This window comes from Spirosoma aerolatum (assembly GCF_002056795.1).
Lineage (GTDB): Bacteria > Bacteroidota > Bacteroidia > Cytophagales > Spirosomataceae > Spirosoma > Spirosoma aerolatum.
This window is the reverse complement of the sequence record NZ_CP020104.1, coordinates 2,631,750-2,647,427: the sequence shown is the minus strand read 5'-3', so window position 1 is coordinate 2,647,427 and position 15,678 is coordinate 2,631,750. Positions and strand designations below refer to the sequence as shown.

The 15,678-nt window shown below is 48.2% G+C and carries 11 protein-coding genes and 1 pseudogene; 11 read left to right on the top strand and 1 reads right to left on the bottom strand.

The features are described from left to right. Positions 1–11: 11 nt before the first annotated feature. Positions 12–1,409, bottom strand: coding sequence for a tyrosine-type recombinase/integrase (locus B5M13_RS10600; RefSeq protein ID WP_080055645.1), 1,398 nt, complete (start codon positions 1,407–1,409; stop codon positions 12–14). A gap of 382 nt (positions 1,410–1,791) precedes the next feature. Between B5M13_RS10600 and B5M13_RS10595 the strand changes: the two genes are divergently transcribed. The 11 genes and pseudogenes from B5M13_RS10595 to B5M13_RS10550 all read left to right on the top strand — a co-directional run bounded on the left by B5M13_RS10595 (position 1,792) and on the right by B5M13_RS10550 (position 15,601). After that, positions 1,792–2,154 (top strand): ISAon1 family transposase N-terminal region protein, encoded by a 363-nt coding sequence (locus B5M13_RS10595; protein ID WP_080055644.1) that lies wholly within the window; start codon positions 1,792–1,794, stop codon positions 2,152–2,154. Positions 2,155–2,269: 115 nt separating this feature from the next. Next, positions 2,270–2,530, top strand: coding sequence for a transposase (locus tag B5M13_RS34530; RefSeq protein WP_245859929.1), 261 nt, complete (start codon positions 2,270–2,272; stop codon positions 2,528–2,530). Continuing rightward, a pseudogene (locus B5M13_RS34520) lies at positions 2,506–3,081 on the top strand (ISAon1 family transposase). Before B5M13_RS34530 ends, B5M13_RS34520 begins: the two are co-directional and overlap by 25 nt. Positions 3,082–3,311: 230 nt before the next feature. Further along, complete coding sequence (locus B5M13_RS10585) at positions 3,312–7,262, top strand: hybrid sensor histidine kinase/response regulator transcription factor (protein WP_080055643.1); 3,951 nt, start codon at positions 3,312–3,314, stop codon at positions 7,260–7,262. A gap of 291 nt (positions 7,263–7,553) precedes the next feature. Further along, entirely contained in the window at positions 7,554–9,131 is a 1,578-nt protein-coding gene (locus B5M13_RS10580; protein WP_080055642.1) for an insecticidal delta-endotoxin Cry8Ea1 family protein, read from the top strand. A gap of 249 nt (positions 9,132–9,380) precedes the next feature. Then, entirely contained in the window at positions 9,381–9,752 is a 372-nt protein-coding gene (locus tag B5M13_RS10575) for a bestrophin family protein (protein WP_080055641.1), read from the top strand. A gap of 151 nt (positions 9,753–9,903) precedes the next feature. Further along, on the top strand, positions 9,904–10,404 hold the full coding sequence (locus B5M13_RS10570; protein WP_080055640.1) for a DUF2165 family protein: 501 nt from the start codon (positions 9,904–9,906) through the stop codon (positions 10,402–10,404). A gap of 776 nt (positions 10,405–11,180) precedes the next feature. Then, entirely contained in the window at positions 11,181–11,369 is a 189-nt protein-coding gene (locus tag B5M13_RS10565; protein WP_080055639.1) for a Sec-independent protein translocase subunit TatA/TatB, read from the top strand. A 561-nt stretch (positions 11,370–11,930) separates the two neighbouring features. Then, the gene (locus tag B5M13_RS10560) at positions 11,931–12,281 is read left to right on the top strand and encodes an MliC family protein (protein ID WP_080055638.1); all 351 of its coding nucleotides are present in this window, start codon (positions 11,931–11,933) and stop codon (positions 12,279–12,281) included. A 1,034-nt stretch (positions 12,282–13,315) separates the two neighbouring features. Further along, the gene (locus B5M13_RS10555; RefSeq protein ID WP_170061117.1) at positions 13,316–14,455 is read left to right on the top strand and encodes an insecticidal delta-endotoxin Cry8Ea1 family protein; all 1,140 of its coding nucleotides are present in this window, start codon (positions 13,316–13,318) and stop codon (positions 14,453–14,455) included. A gap of 489 nt (positions 14,456–14,944) precedes the next feature. Then, positions 14,945–15,601 carry a hemerythrin domain-containing protein gene (locus B5M13_RS10550; protein WP_080055636.1) on the top strand — a complete coding sequence of 219 codons (657 nt, stop codon included), beginning with the start codon at positions 14,945–14,947 and terminating at the stop codon, positions 15,599–15,601. The last annotated feature ends 77 nt before the right edge of the window (positions 15,602–15,678 follow it).

Sequence of the window (15,678 nt, the reverse complement as noted above, 5' to 3'; positions counted from 1 at the left end):
GTTATAATAAATTAAAGAGCCTCTAAGAAAGATTTCGCTTCCTCATCATCAAACGAACCTAAATAACTCTCAGTAGTCTTTAGATTAGTATGCCCTAATGACTTACTGATAAAGGCAAGAGAAGCCTTGGACTTAAGTAATACAGTCGCAAAACTGTGCCTAGCTGAATACGTGGTTGTATCTGCTTCGATTCCGAGTGAGTTTGCTATTTTGCGTGTCCAGCGGTTTGTAATGAGCGTTATTTGCTTGACAATATCTTTACGCCTTCTGGCATCCATATCAGACGTTAGAAAGGGAAACACGTAGCTATTGGGGCTTTTATCAGCAATTGCCCATCGGTCAATAATAGCGAGTGTTTCAGGCCGCAAATGGGCTATAATCTGTGTCTGGTTCTGCTTACGACTTCGGCTAGTTTTTTGCCGCACAAATGATAACTTCCCTCCCTTCAAGTCTACCTGGCTCCATGTTAGATGGCAAATGTCAGTCAGATTAATGCCATTACAGTAATAGGTGAATAGCCATAGATCATGGCTGCGTTGCTCCATTGTACCAGGTAATGGCTGATAGGCTTTGAATTTGTCAATGTCGGCCTTAGCCAATGCTTTCTTTGGGTTCGAACCAGCCGGTATAACATAGCCATTAGGCCCGAATGGGTAAGCATTACGAGGCACAATATCCGCTTCTATAGCATCATTGACAACAGCACGAAGATGGCGTAGGTATATCCCTATGGTAGTCAGACTTGCACCTACACCTGGTTTACGAACATTTCCATGTTTCTGCATCCACTGCTCATAGGTGGTCAGAAAATTAGGTGTTAAATGCTCAAACCGTAATATATCGGGCTGGCGAGGCTCAGTTATTTTTCGGTGTGATAGTGGTATACCAAGAAATTCCTTACGCTCTTCATCGCTGAACGAGTCTACAAATCGACGTAGAGACTTGGCTGACAAGTCAAAAAGCTCAGCGTTCCCTATCCGATCTGCTTTTTTCATCTTGGCTGACTGAGCCTGTAAAGCAGCTATAACATCAGCTTGTTCAACTGGCACTTCTTTATCTTTACCATAGTTGACTATATCATTGGCAAAAGCATCAAAGCTAAACTGACTGCCTAACTGGTCTACAATGTCCTGAGCACGTTTGAAATAGCCAGTCTGCTTTTTGCCGGATTCATCCGTGAACTGATCGCCGTAAATACGGTGCCATAGAGCGCGCTTTTCTTCGTCTTTAATGCGGTTGTCCAGCTTATTTTTGCTGGCTTGCAAAAATGCCCATTCATCAGTGGTAACCCTTTGGCCAGTAGTAAATAGTCGCTGCTTTCTATCAAGGCAAACCAACCACTTTATAACTCCCTCCCCTGCCTTACTTGCCCGTTTATCGAAGAATAAATTAACTGTCGCTTTGCTCATGCTGTATTGCAAGTTGCTAGAAGTTGCAATACAACTTGCAATACAAAATTAACAATTTAGCACATAATACAAATAAATATAAATAAAGCTTTTAACACTAATATCTTGTAAATCAGTAGTATAATATTCAACAAATAAATATACGATTAATAGAAAAAACAATCTTATCATGATTTGTAATCAGGATGCGCAAGCGCGTCGGGGGTTCGAATCCCTCCACTGGCTCTCTCAACATCAAGCACTTACGTTTTCAGCGTGAGTGCTTTTTTATTTTATGGGCAATTCGTTTGAGCAATTTGTTCTGAAATTGTGGATCAAAACCAAAAGTTGTGGAGTGCGTTGCATTTTTCTAGGTTTGTGCGTTTAATCAAACCGAGTTGTTTTGGAAAGCTTCTTACCCATCATTCAGTTTCTATTGCCTGAGTTTATTCTGCAAAATTTTGAACTGACTTCTATCGACCGTCAGGACGGTGTTTTCCACGTTCATATCGAGGAGAAAATGCCGACCAGAATGCCCCCCCAACGCCGAAACCTACTTTCCAAAGGCTTCTTCTCCACCATCACCCTTCAGGACTTTCCTATCGTTGGTCACCAGGTGTTCCTCCATATCAAGCGTCGTCGCTGGCTCAATACCAAAACCGGCAAAGGCGTGTATCGAGACTGGACTCAGGTGGCTGATGGCACGCGGATGACGAGTGAGTTCGCGGCTTTTTTAAAAGGCATCAGTCAATATCAACCCGACTAACATCAGCGCCATCGGGGGATTTTATGGCGTTGGCGGCAAAATTCTATTACGCCAATACCTTGATTATCAGAGTGGTTTTACCAATTGAAATCAAAAGCAACATGCCAAAGCCTGGTTGCTTTATCCCCAAAACCTGGGTACGCATCTGTCACTGGATGAAACGAGTCTGTCACAGGGAGAACTCTATACCACCCTCACCAACAAGGCAGCCAACGGCCACAAAGGCAGTATGGTGGCCATTGTGGCGGGCACTAAAGCCGATACTGTCATTGAGGTGTTGCGAAAGTCACCTAAAAATCAGCGCAAAAAGATCAAAGAGCTTACGGTTAACATGGGGCTGATTGTCAAGAAATGCTTTCCAAAGCCACTCAGGTAACTGACCGATTTCATGTGCTACAATTAGCGTTGGAGGCCGTTCAAGAGATGCGCATTGCCTATCGCTGGCAAGCCCTGGAAGCCGAAAATCAGGCTCTGTAGCAGGCCAAGCTTAACCAGATCGACTATCAAGCGGAACTACTTTCTAATGGGGATACGGCGAAACACTTGCTGGCTCGCAGTCGCTATGTGCTCTATAAAAAGCCAGAGGATTGGACGATTAGCCAACAAGAACGAGCCACACTACTGTTTGATCGGTATCCCGATTTGAAGATAACTTATGAATTGAGTCAGTCCCTAAGCCACATCTTTGAAAACACCACCGATAAACTTTACGGCTTAGCCCTCTTGGCTAAATGGCATGAAAAGGTACGCCAAACCGGGTTTAAAGCCTTAAACCCAGTAGCCCGTTCCATTCAGAATCAAACGATTTTGAACTACTTTGACAACCGCCGTACCAATGCCTCGGCCGAGTCGTTCAATCCCAAGATCAAAGCGTTCGAAGTCAGCTTCGAGGGGTTGGAAACGTGGAGTTCTTTCTGCATCGGCTAACTCAGTTATATACTTAATCCAAGATGCTCCACAACTTTATAACTTGATCCTTGTTTAGGAACGCGACCTGATATTATTCTCCAATTACCAGGGAACCATCAAACGCCTAAGTGATTTTCTCTCGTAAGATACCAGTCGACGCATTGAATTCGAGTTGATCGAAAAACCCTTTTGATTTGACTAATTGGGTCTGCAGACGTATTTTTAAACGTCTTTCCTCTCTCCAATCCGTGAAATTCTGTTATTGGCTCTTTGTAGTTGGGTTGTTATGGAGCGGCCGCTTGTCCGCCCAACCTTTTACAATCCATAACCTGGGCCTCCAGCAAGGCTTACCTGAATATTACGTCTCGGGGCTGGTTCAGGACAAAGCCGGTTTTATCTGGGTGGCCACCCGCGACGGGCTTGCCCGCTATGACGGGCGACAATTTAAGGTGTTTCGCAAACAGCCCTTTAATCCCCATTCACTGGCCAGCAATGTCATCTTATCGCTTCAAACGGTTTCGGACACTACCCTATTAATTCAATTTGAAAATTGGCATATCCAGTTATTTAACCCATTTACCGAACGGTTTACCGACCTGACTATTCCGAAGCCACTGGAAAAAAGCCCCAGAACGATTTTGACCGGGCAGGAAGACCAACTTTGGGGCCGGTTACCCTACCAGTTGGTGGGCTTCAATCGGAAAACCAAGCAGTTGCAATCACACCCCTTTCCGCAATCGGCCAGGACAACTATCTACTTCTCGCAAAAATCGCTATTACAGACTACGCAACAGCATCTTTTTGCCGTCACAACGGGCCATTTGCTTGAATTTGTACCCCAAACTGGTCAATTTCAGGATTGGCCGCATCCTGGCCTGGGGCAGGTCAATAAAACGTTAGAAACCTACTATGATACCCACCTGATCCAGCGGAGCAATGGTGAAATTATCATAACAGGCCTTCAACAACTCATTTTCTTCAACCCCAAAACCCACCAGTTTCGCTCTATTCCGATTCCGGGATCAATTCATGTCCATGCCGGACTGATTTATGAGGCTGCCGATAAAAACATTTACTTTACATATGGGATGACTGTCTACCGTCTAACGACGGACGACCATATCCAACCCATCTGGACGGCTTCCCGGATCGACTACCGGAATTATTTTCATGCCCTGCTCCTCGATCGGTCGGGCGTATTGTGGATCGGCACGAATGGCGATGGCATCTACCAGATCGATCTGAGCGCGCTGCCCATCAAAACGTATCCCCAAAAAACCTCATTTATCCAAGATGTACTCACCACCGAACTGGGTGTATCGGTGCCAGATTGGGCAAAAACCAATCGATATGATTATGGATTGCGCTGGGGAGGAAGGGCTCCCTACGTGAGCATAGGGATTGATACGCGCTATGAACTCTTCCGGGCTGACCGCAGAACACGATCGCTACGCTCCCTGCTTAAGCTACCTGAGACCCAACCAAACCCAAACAGTCATGGGGGAAATGGTATTCGGGTCCTACCCAATGGGACAATCTGGCTCTATAACCAGCACTGGGGTCTATTGAAAGCTGACACCACAGGACGATTATTGGAGCATGTGGCCTCCCCCCTGCCTATTGACCGGATCACCGCCATTCAACCAATGGACCACTGGATTTGGCTGGCCTCCGAAGAGAGTGGGCTGTACGCCTATGATCTAAAGACCCACCAAATCGTTCATCATCTTCACAACCAACCCACAGATTCTACCTCGCTGCTCTCCAATCAGGTACTTGGGCTAGTTGCCGATCCCGGCCATGCGGCACTACTATGGGTCGGCACCCAGGCTGGGCTTAGCTGCCTGAACACCCACACCCTACGGTTACAAAACTGGACGGAAAAGCAGGGACTACCCAGTACCAGCATTCAAACGCTGTTAGCTGATCGGCAGGGGTACCTCTGGTTCAGTACGACCAAAGGCATCAGCCGAATGGATACCCGAACGGGTAAGATGCGACATTTCAGTATTTCCGACGGGCTATTAGATATTGAATACCGGCCAAACCACGCCGTGGAATTACCGGATGGTCGATTGGCGTTTGGTGGCCCGACGGGTATAACCGTGTTTGATCCACAGCGTCTGCTGGAGAGTTCCCAACCCATCCCCACGGTCCTCACCGGGCTTAAAATTGACAACCGAGTGATGGAGCCTGGTCAGGCCGACTCACCGCTTCGATTGCCGCTGAACGCCATTCAGACTTTGCAGCTCGGGCCCACACAAAACTTTTTGAGCCTGGAGTTTGCCGGTTTACACTATAACAAACCCACCACGCTACAGTATCGCTATCAGCTAACCGGCGTGAATGATGATTGGGTCTATGTTGGCAACCAAAACGTAGCTAATTACACGCAGCTGGCACCCGGCGCCTATGAGTTTCGGGTGAATGCAGCCGATGCCCTGGGCAACTGGAGCCACGTCGTTAAAACCATCCGCATCATCATTGCCCCCCCCTGGTGGCGGACCTGGTGGGCTTACGGCCTATACGGACTGCTGATGATCGTGTTGGTTCGGGCTTACATTCAATACCGAATCAATCAGACGCAGCTTCAAAAGGAGGTCGCTCTCAAAGAGCAGGAGGCTCGCCTGGTCCAGGAGAACGCCGACTGGCAGACCCGCTTTTTTACCAACATCACCCACGAATTCAGAACCCCCCTGACGCTGATCATCAATCCGCTGGAGCGACTCATGGAAACAGCCGCTCCAGCGCTGCAGCAGCCGTTAGGGGTCATGCATCGCAATGCGCAGCGGCTGTTACGCTTAATCAATCAACTCCTGGACATCGCCAAGCTGGAAGCGGGGCAGTTAACCATCACCCAATCTCAGGGAAATCTACCTGCTTTCGTTGCCGGGCTGGTGGATGCGTTCCGACCTCGGGCCGATAAAAAAGGGGTTGAACTCACCTACGAATCATCGGGGCTGACGGCGGATTACCGATTTGATGCCCACAAGCTGGAGTCGATCGGCTATAATCTGCTTTCCAACGCGCTCAAATTCACCCCATCCGGTGGGCAGATTGGGGTCCGTCTGATCGAAGAACGTTCCGTGGATGCGCCGAGCGGGTTTCAACTTCAGGTCTCGGATACGGGAGTCGGCATTGCGCCAGAGCAACTGAACCACATTTTTGATCGGTTTTATCAAGGCCGTCAGGTGGAAGGCAGCCTGGGGACTGGAACCGGGATCGGCTTGTTCCTGGTGGCTGAATTTAGTCGGCTATTGGGTGGAACGGTAACGGTTGAGAGTCAGCTGGGGCAAGGGACTCGTTTCACCGTGACCTTACCACTGGAGCAGGCCGACCCAGCAGCCCCCCTCGTCGAAACCATTCCCGCCCCACCTGTTTTGTATGCCGAAGAAGCACCCAAGCCGTTCGTTGCCCCCGATACGGCTCCGCTGGTGCTACTGGTGGAAGATAATGATGAACTGCGGGAGTTTATCGCCGGGCAACTGGTCGGCACCTACCGCATAATCACGGCAACCAATGGACAGGACGGCTGGGAAATTTGTCTGAGTGAACTGCCCGAACTGGTCATTTCGGATGTGATGATGCCCATCATGGATGGCTTTACGCTGGTGGAGCGGATCAAAACAACCCCGCTCACGGCCCACATGGCCGTTATCCTGCTGACGGCCAAAACCATGACTGAATCCCGCATTCAGGGCTTATCGGTGGGGGCCAATGATTACCTGACCAAACCCTTCAACGTTCAGGAACTACAACTGCGCATCAGCAACCTGCTCCGCCATCAGCAGCAGCTTCGCCAGCACTGGCAGCAGCGCATGAGCCAGATCGATGAAGGTGAGCACCCAACCCCGCTGACCCCACCTCCCATCGCTGATCCCTTCCTGGACAAACTCTACCAGTTGCTGGACAAGCAAGTCGCCAATCCAGCCTTTACCATCGACCAATTGGCCGATGATCTGGCCGTCAGTCCCCGCACCCTTCGCCGGAAGGTAGCGACCGTAACGGGCAGCAATGCGGTTGAGTTACTGCGGTCCTACCGACTCCAGAAGGCCGCCACCTTGTTACGGGAAGGTGTGTCGGTGTCGGATGCCGCCGAACAAACCGGCTTTGAAAGCGTTCCTTATTTCTCCCGCTCCTTCAAAGTGCAGTTCGCCGTATCACCTTCGGCCTATGGTCCCACCCGCCCTCGGGCTTAAGCCAATCTCCTTCTCATCCATATTTTTCATCTAATTGTACCAATCAATCCCCTTTGGTGCGCCTGATAACGGCTCATTGGGCAAAATTGGCCGATATGATCAACTGAATTGGCCGTTTTGGGCAACCAGCCCAGGACGGTGCTGGGGTAGTTTTGTCCCGGCAAGTAAGCACCGCCCGCTGGCCTCGAAGGGGCATTTATTCCCTGCCCTGAGGTCAGTCAACCTGCGCCAAACAGCCTGTTTCCCTGTAGTTAGTCAAAGGTAATTTTTCACCAAAAATCAAAACCTACCATGTTTTTACACTCGAATTTAACGACGCGCCGAAAATTTCTGGAACGCTCCTTGTGGGGCTTTGGCAGTGCCTTTGTAGTACCCAGCCTACTGGCCAGCTGCACCGACCACATTATTGACCCTACCAACCCCAATCCGCCAGACGTTAATCCACCTTTAGTAGGCGCTGATGATTATGATTGGAATGACCAAATAAAATCACTCATCCTCCTTGGACTTACCACAGCGGTCCCCGAAGGCGGTGAAATCCTTGGCTTTTTTGTTGAAACCTTTTGGCCCAGCTCAGGCGATGACGTATGGAGCCAAGTCAGGGAACAGGTAGAAGCATTAATCGACGAAAAAATCGCTGATGATGTCTACGGCAGGGTATCAGCAAATCTGGATGGCTTGAAAAACGTTATTATCAATTATACGAATGCAATTAATAACCAGGGTGATATCAAAACGAATTGGGTCGATTTAAGAAATGATTTTTCTCTATATCAGCCTAATTTTCAACAAACAGGGGACGAGGTGCTGCTATTGCCTTTGTTTGCTCATTTTGCCAACATGTACCTGGCCACATTACGTGATGCAGTAATACATGGGAGTGAGTGGGGTATGGCTCCTGGAGACGTGGCGCAAGCACAGTCAGACTTGACTCAGAAGATCACTGAGTTTACTACCTACACCGCAAATTGGTATTCGAGCCATGCATCTGACCTGTTGTCAAAGACACCGGAAAATAACAATACAAACCAGCCTTTTTTTGCAGTTAATACGTATGAACGCCAGATGACGTTATCGGTACTGCACTTTATGGATACCTGGCAGTATTATGATATCAGCCGATTCCCGAATGGAGCGGTAGACTCTTCTGGAACGCCGATAAACCTGTTTTACCGTGAAATTTACTCGGACCCGTATGGCAATACCCGTAATGGTAATGGTGGACCCACCGGTCACCCCCTAACTTTACCGCAACAGGCGGCTACCCAGCGCCCTACTCAAATAACCGTATGGAGTGGCAGTCGAATTGATGCGGTTCAGCTCACCTATCCAGCGAATGGTGGACCCGGGGGGGTTACCCAAACGCCCCGAATGGGTGATCCAATTGGGGGCTCTAATGCGGGCAACACCTTTACTAATTCGCCCGACAATCCGATCATCCAGGCTCAGGTATCCTATGACTATTATGAAAAAAATGTTAATAACCAGAGCCAGGCCATTGGTACAATGTTCTTCACGTTTAGCGATAAGACAAATACACATCAGATGGGCTCATCCGTGGGATATTACAAATCGGGTGTGGTCGGTTATACGAATCATGCTTTGTCTAGTATTTACAGTCCCGGCTACAATACTCAATATGGTAATAGTGCAAATTGCATCGTGTTTGGTTTTATGTACTGGCTATCGCCAACCGCCACGTTGGGCGCGCTTCGTTCCAATTATGTAACAAACCCTATAGAACGTTCGTTGGCTGATTTTGCCAAAGCCTTCCCCAAACTGGCTATTCCGGCGGGTCTGATCTCAGAAGAATTAAAGGCGGCTCGCAAGGCGCACTGGGCGTCGATCAAAGCGCGCGCCAAAAAATAGCTGGCATCGTCTTCGCCAAGCGATTGCTTGATCAATGGTCCGGGTAGGGGCCGCTGGAGTAGGTATGTTGGCAATGGATGCAGGGTAGGTGGGGCTGTCGAATGCCCTAACCGCGGCCAAGCTGTAACGCGGAACCGTTTTAACAGGCCATTTTTTATCACGCCAACAGCGGATAATAAGCGGGTGACAAGAGAAAAAAAGCATTGATCCTGATGTAGCTCGATGTATATTCACTAATACACTACACGCATGAATCAATCTATATTCTGGATAGCCCTGGCGGCTTACGGCTTACACATTCTGGCGGAGTTTTTTTATGATTGGCGCAATTGGTCTACGCTATTTCCGGTGACGTATCTGGATTTTACCCGGGTGTTCATCTGGCTGATAATTTTTATGCTGACCATCGATATTGTCGAAGAAGCAGGCATTTGGTCGATTGGGCTAGGTTGTTTGATTGGGTTTGTCTTCCACGTCACGCATTTGAACGGGCTGAACCGGGTGAACCCCTTCGATGGCAATCCGGCCAGTGTCCCACTGGGTTCGATGGTGCGCACCATCAAAATTAACGTCTTGCAAACCTTCATTCATCCTCGATTCCATCCCTTTTCGAAGCAATAGACGGTGAGTATATCTTATAAACTCCATTCAGCCAGCCTGTTGCTTGCCCGATCTAAGGCCGGAGCGGAGACATGCGTCGTCCCAGGCTGTAGTTGCAAAAGTCTACCAGGGTACTAAATAACTAAGCAATTTATACTTTAACCTGTGTACAATGTATTCGACCAATCGTTTACTCCGTATTACCAAAACGGTTTCGGTAAGCGCCATCGGAATCCAATCGTTCTTCATTGTGTTGGGCAACATAACCGATTATGACACAAATTATCTGTTCGTTGAACACGTTCTAAAAATGGACACCACCTTTTCCAATAGTCGGATTCATTATCGCAGCCTTGACAATCCAATTATTTTTCATGCCTGTTACGTGCTGATCATCGGGCTGGAGATATTGATGAGTGTTTGTTGTCTGCGGGGAGGCTGGTTGTTGATTAAGCATTTAAAGAGCGATCCCATTACATTTCATGCGGCTAAGAACTGGGCCGTGTTAGGCCTTACCATCGGGATACTGATTTGGTTTCTGGGCTTCGAAGTAGTGGGTGGAGAATGGTTTGCCATGTGGCAAAGCACGAGCTGGAACGGCCTGAACAGTGCGGAACGAATGGTCAGTTTTCAAGTTCTGACCCTGCTTTTATTGCACCACCGCGATGCGTAAAACGAGGAAATTACTCTTTAGAAGATAACCCATCCATACTGGTATTGCCCTAAAATTGCTGGATTGTGCGGGTATCATTGTCTTTTCCTGATATAGGTTGTCAGATTTTCACCAAAAATCGACCGCAACGGCAGACCGTAACCATACAAGACCACATGCGAGACCTTTTGATCGGCCCGACGAAGCGGTCGTTTCCAGTATAGCGAACAACTTAGCGAAACCGCCGTTTTCCGAATTCACTTCGGCGGAGAAGATGTGAATCAGGTGATGACGGATTTAGGTGTTCACATTGGATACACAATTCGCAGCTGGGTCTAACTTTACCGCCAGACGATGCAAAGGGGTCTGCTAACTTTGCCGCCATGAAGCAAGCGCAAAAGTGGGATCAATCGGAGCGCCGAAGCGATTAGGTCGCGATAAATTGCACAAGATCTTATACAATCACGCTATGGTCATCCGTCAGGGTCGAAAGACGCCCCAGACCACCGATTCTAATCATCGCTTACAAAGATATCCTAACCTAGTTGGACGGTTTCGAGCGAGTTACAGAGTAGGAACAAATTTGGCCGTTTTGGGCTACTAAATTGGCCGATTTGGGCTACCGGTGCTGGGCCACGCCCCCTACCTTTGTCCCACAATCGGATCAAGTCAGCCAAAATAATGTGCTCAATAAGAACCAGCTGGCATAGTCGCTCTGGCATGGCAACTAGCTGATTCTTTGACAAATAACACATGTTGCGTTTTCTTTTTTTTCATACATATAAATTTCAAGAATCATGATTTCAAGCATTTTTGCCATTATGGGTTTAGGCGGTCAGGAAATGATCTTTATTATGCTGGCATTAATCCTGCTGTTTGGTGCCAAAAAGATTCCCGAACTGGCCAGGGGCCTGGGTACGGGCATCAAAGAGTTTAAAAACGCCACCAAAGACGTTCGCGAGCATATTGAAGACGGCCTGAAATAGGTCAATCCGAGTGAATCGAGTTTGTTTATCGACAACCAATCAGCCAGTCATTTAGAGAGCCAGTTGATCAGTTGTTAGCATTGGTTTGTATTTCGGTAATAGGCCTGCCCTGTCGGAAAACAAGAACTGTTCTCTTTGTTGACTCTCTGCCGTATTTTTCTTCCGTATAAGCTGGCAGGTATGCGACTGATTGGCGTTTACCGTTAATAAAATTTTCCGCATCGGGCCGTACCGTTAAGCTGGTTCCCCGCAACGGCGGACCGCGCCGGGACCAGTGGCTGAACCGGCTAACCTCCGATCGGGCGAATGAGGATCACCACCAGGATAGGCTGATTCAATCGTTTCAGTCATGTACAACCCCATTTTTAAACAGAATCTTAGCTTGACTTTAGCCGTTTGTCAACCATCTAGTAGTTACTAAGGCTATAAACTCGGACAAATACACCTAATGAAGGTATTACTCACGGCGAATCGTCTTAGCGTTAAACAAGTCAACATGGTTACCCCTAGACTTACTTCTGGCTGTTGAGCCAAAACCAACACTACTCCCATTCATCCATTATGAAATCAATCATATTCCTCCTGAGTATAGCGCTTAGTGGAGGGCTTTATGCCTGCCAATCCTCTCAGAAAACGGTCAAGCAATCGTCAACGCAGACCACTGCTAAGCAGCCGATTGCCGATTCGATTGTCCGAGACACCGTCACCAATAGCCAGGGTGTCAAACTGGCGATGGCTTACGACAACGCCAAACACACCGCTACGTTTGTACTGAATGGTACAGAAATTAAGCTAAAGCAGGACACCACGGCTTCAGGCATAAAATACAGCAATTCTGAGTACGAATACACCGAACATCAGGGTAAAATGACGCTCAAAAAAGGGAATGAAATCCTCTTTCATAATCAATAGTACTCAGCTTTATGTCTAGTACTTGTCCAATTTAATAGTTAGACATCTTAGAGTACTAGCCTCTATTTTGGAAGAGCACTAGCCTATATAATGCCGCTGAAACAGCTATTGTAACGAAACTTCAGGTAAGCTTTGCTTCTTTAGCTGTGGTATTGTAGCAGGATTGTCACGCCACCTATCCCTGGATCCAGGCCAACGGCAGTCGTTATTCACCGGATCAACTACTGATATACCTCAATGACTTTGCCGATAATGCCTTAAGCGATTAGTGTTACGCGCTCAGTCAGCAACGCGCTACGCTTTAAAGGTTGCTACCCCAAACTCGTCTAGTCTACCCCCCGCGCCAGCGAGCTGTCAACGGCGGTAATAACGCCTTATTTCAGCGACGGACTCTGGTAGGCTACTATGTGCCCCCTCGTCAAAACAACCCCGCTCACGGCCCACATGGCCGTTATCCTGCTGACGGCCAAAACCATGACTGAATCCCGCATCCAGGGCTTAAATCAATTCTCTTTTTCATCCATATTTTTCGGCTAATTGTACCAATCGGCCCCCTTTAGTGCGCCTGATAACGGCTCATGGGGCAAAATTGGCCGCTAAGGTCAACTGAATTGGCCGTTTTGGGCAACCAGCCCAGGACGGTGCTGGGGTAGTTTTGTCCCGGCAAGTAAGCACCGCCTGATGGCCTCGAAGGGGCATTTATTCCTAACCTGAGGTCAGTCAACCTGCGCCAAACAGCCTGTTTCCCTGTAGTTAGTCAAAGGTAATTTTTTCACCAAAAATCAAAACCTACCATGTTTTTACAATCAAATTTGACGAATCGCCGAAAATTTCTCCAACGCTCAGTGCTGGGAGCCGGGAGTCTCTTTCTCTCCTCATCGCTCCTGCAAAGCTGTACTTTACAGGACCACAACATTCCTCCGATTCAACCGCCTTTAACCGTAGATTCGTCCGATTGGAATGAATTAGCCAAAGATGCCATCACCGACGCGATTAGCGCTGCAGTCCCCGAAGGCGGGGAAATCATTAGCGGTGTGATTAGCGTCTTATGGCCCAACTCAGGATCCGGCCCATGGGACCAGGTTAAAGCCCAGGTACAAGCATTAGTCGACCAAAAATTCGATGACTATACGTATACGCAGGCAAAAGGCGCACTGGATTCCCTGAATTTACTTATAGTGGATTATTTGAATGCCATCAAAGACAACGGTGATGTAAGTGATAGATGGATAAGTGTACACGAAGTATTTGTTGGTTCTCGCTATCTTTTCACGACAGCTGGTTACGAGGTGTCGCTGTTGCCCTTGTATGCCCAGTATACCAACATGTTCCTGGCTCTATTACGCGATGCGGTACTTCATGGGAATGATTGGGCGATGAAACCTGGAGACGTGCAGCAAGCTCAGACCGACTTGACAAGTTTTATCGCAGAAGCGGTCAATTATGTCTCTGGCTGGTATACGAGCAGCCGAGCTAAGTTAGTCGGTAAAACGAAGCGAAATGATGTGACGTGCGAGCCATTTTTAACCGTTAACACCTTTGACCGCCAGATGACCATGCTGGTTCTTGACTATATGGATTCATGGCCCTACTATGATCCTAGCATCTACCCCAATGGTCCGAAAAATCCGGATAATACGCCGATCTATTTATTTACCCGCGAGATTTACTCGGATCCGTATGGTAACATCTCAACTGTCGATAACCCTAACCAACCCCCCATCGCATTACCGACACCGGCAACCCAGTTTCCGCTTTGGTTTGAGGTATGGGGTGGCCATCGAATTGATGCGGTTGACCTAACCTATCCAGCCGGTGGCGGACCGGGTGGGGTGGAATATACGGAACGAATGGGCGATCAAAATGGGGGTACGAATGCGTTCCCACTGGGCGGTGTATTTAACTTATCACCCGACGCACCGATGGTCCGGGCGCTGGTAACCTATGGCATTCCAGATGCTGGTGCCATGGCTATCTACACGCTTCAATTCATAGATGCTAACGGCACCTTTACCCAGCAGATGGGCGGACAAAAGGGAGCTGGAGGATATAAAGCGCAAGTCGGGTATGATAATTATGCGCTGTCAAGTATGTACATTCACGGCATCTGTGACTCTTTAGGGGACAGTGCCGATTGCATCATCTTTGGTTTTATGCGCTGGCCGCGAAAGTAAACCGCATTCGCGCCCGCCATGTAAAAAGCGTCACAGAACATTCGGTGGCTGCTTATGCCAACGCTTTCCCCAACCTGGCATGTTGGCAGGTCTGAGCATCGACGAAAGACAGTCCGCAAGGTGTTCTGGGATTTGCTTAAAGCACTCAGCTGATATTTTCAACGAATTGGTATCAGCTGAGCTAAGAGGCCGGTTGAATAGCCCTGGCATACTGCCAGGGCTATTCCAGAATGGTGATTCGGATCCAGTAGTTGATCGACTCTAGTACCATAAATGGCCTATAACAAGGCTTATGCAGCGGCTACACAAAGGAACATGTACCGCTAACGAACCGCTTCAAATCCTGCTTTCGGACGAATAGCCTTCTGGCTCTCAGAATGTTCAACTTGGCCATTCCAGTTTATAAATAAATTCATATATCGATAAAACCTCCTTGAAGAGGTTATTGGTAAAAAGTCTCTTTTTCGAATTCAACACGCATATAAGTCTATGACCCGCGTAAAATCATTTGCCACCCCGCACAAAGGGCTTCGAAGCCTAATGAGCCGATTTTCCTATACCTTAGGTTTTATCGACGTTGACGATCCCACTCAACTGAGCCAGCTCAAAGACTTGGGACAGGAGCTGTTTACCCTACTTACGCATCATGCTCACACCGAGAATGAGCATACCCTGACGCTTTTGGAAGAGCGGGCCAAAGGGGCATCTGAACATGACCGGCACGACCACCAACAACTCGAAGGGGTTCAACTAGCGCTTGAACAGCAACTTGCAGGTTTGACGGGCAACGAATCCCAGGATGAGTTGCACTCGTTTTACCTAGCCTTCTCCCGGTTTCAAAGTCAATACCTGGAACACATTTTTGAAGAAGAAACGGTAACCGAACTGTTGTTGCAGCAATATTTTACTGATGAGGAACTCATCCAGCAACGCAATTCAGTAATGCAAAGTTTTGACTTTCCGATGCTGCTGCTTTGGCTGAAATATATAATTCCCGCCCAGCGTGAAGCTGAGAATGTCGGGATGCTGTCGGGCTTAAAAGCAACGGTTCCCAAACACGCCTTTGAGCAGATTATGACGACTATACAAGGTGAGATGGAAGCCGAGCGCTTTGACGCTTTACGGTCAAAAGTAAATGAAGTCTGAAACGACCGCCAGAGAGGGCACCATGATTGCCAGCATTAGCGGATAGCCATTTAGAGGTTACCAGGCTTAGCTGGGCG

Excerpts from the sequence above, each read along its gene's own strand:
- B5M13_RS10600 (WP_080055645.1), bottom strand. The coding sequence starts at position 1,409 with ATGAGCAAAGCGACAGTTAATTTATTCTTCGATAAACGGGCAAGTAAG.
- B5M13_RS10580 (WP_080055642.1), top strand. The coding sequence starts at position 7,554 with ATGTTTTTACACTCGAATTTAACGACGCGCCGAAAATTTCTGGAACGC.
- B5M13_RS10575 (WP_080055641.1), top strand. The coding sequence starts at position 9,381 with ATGAATCAATCTATATTCTGGATAGCCCTGGCGGCTTACGGCTTACAC.
- B5M13_RS10570 (WP_080055640.1), top strand. The coding sequence starts at position 9,904 with ATGTATTCGACCAATCGTTTACTCCGTATTACCAAAACGGTTTCGGTA.
- B5M13_RS10565 (WP_080055639.1), top strand. The coding sequence starts at position 11,181 with ATGATTTCAAGCATTTTTGCCATTATGGGTTTAGGCGGTCAGGAAATG.
- B5M13_RS10560 (WP_080055638.1), top strand. The coding sequence starts at position 11,931 with ATGAAATCAATCATATTCCTCCTGAGTATAGCGCTTAGTGGAGGGCTT.
- B5M13_RS10550 (WP_080055636.1), top strand. The coding sequence starts at position 14,945 with ATGACCCGCGTAAAATCATTTGCCACCCCGCACAAAGGGCTTCGAAGC.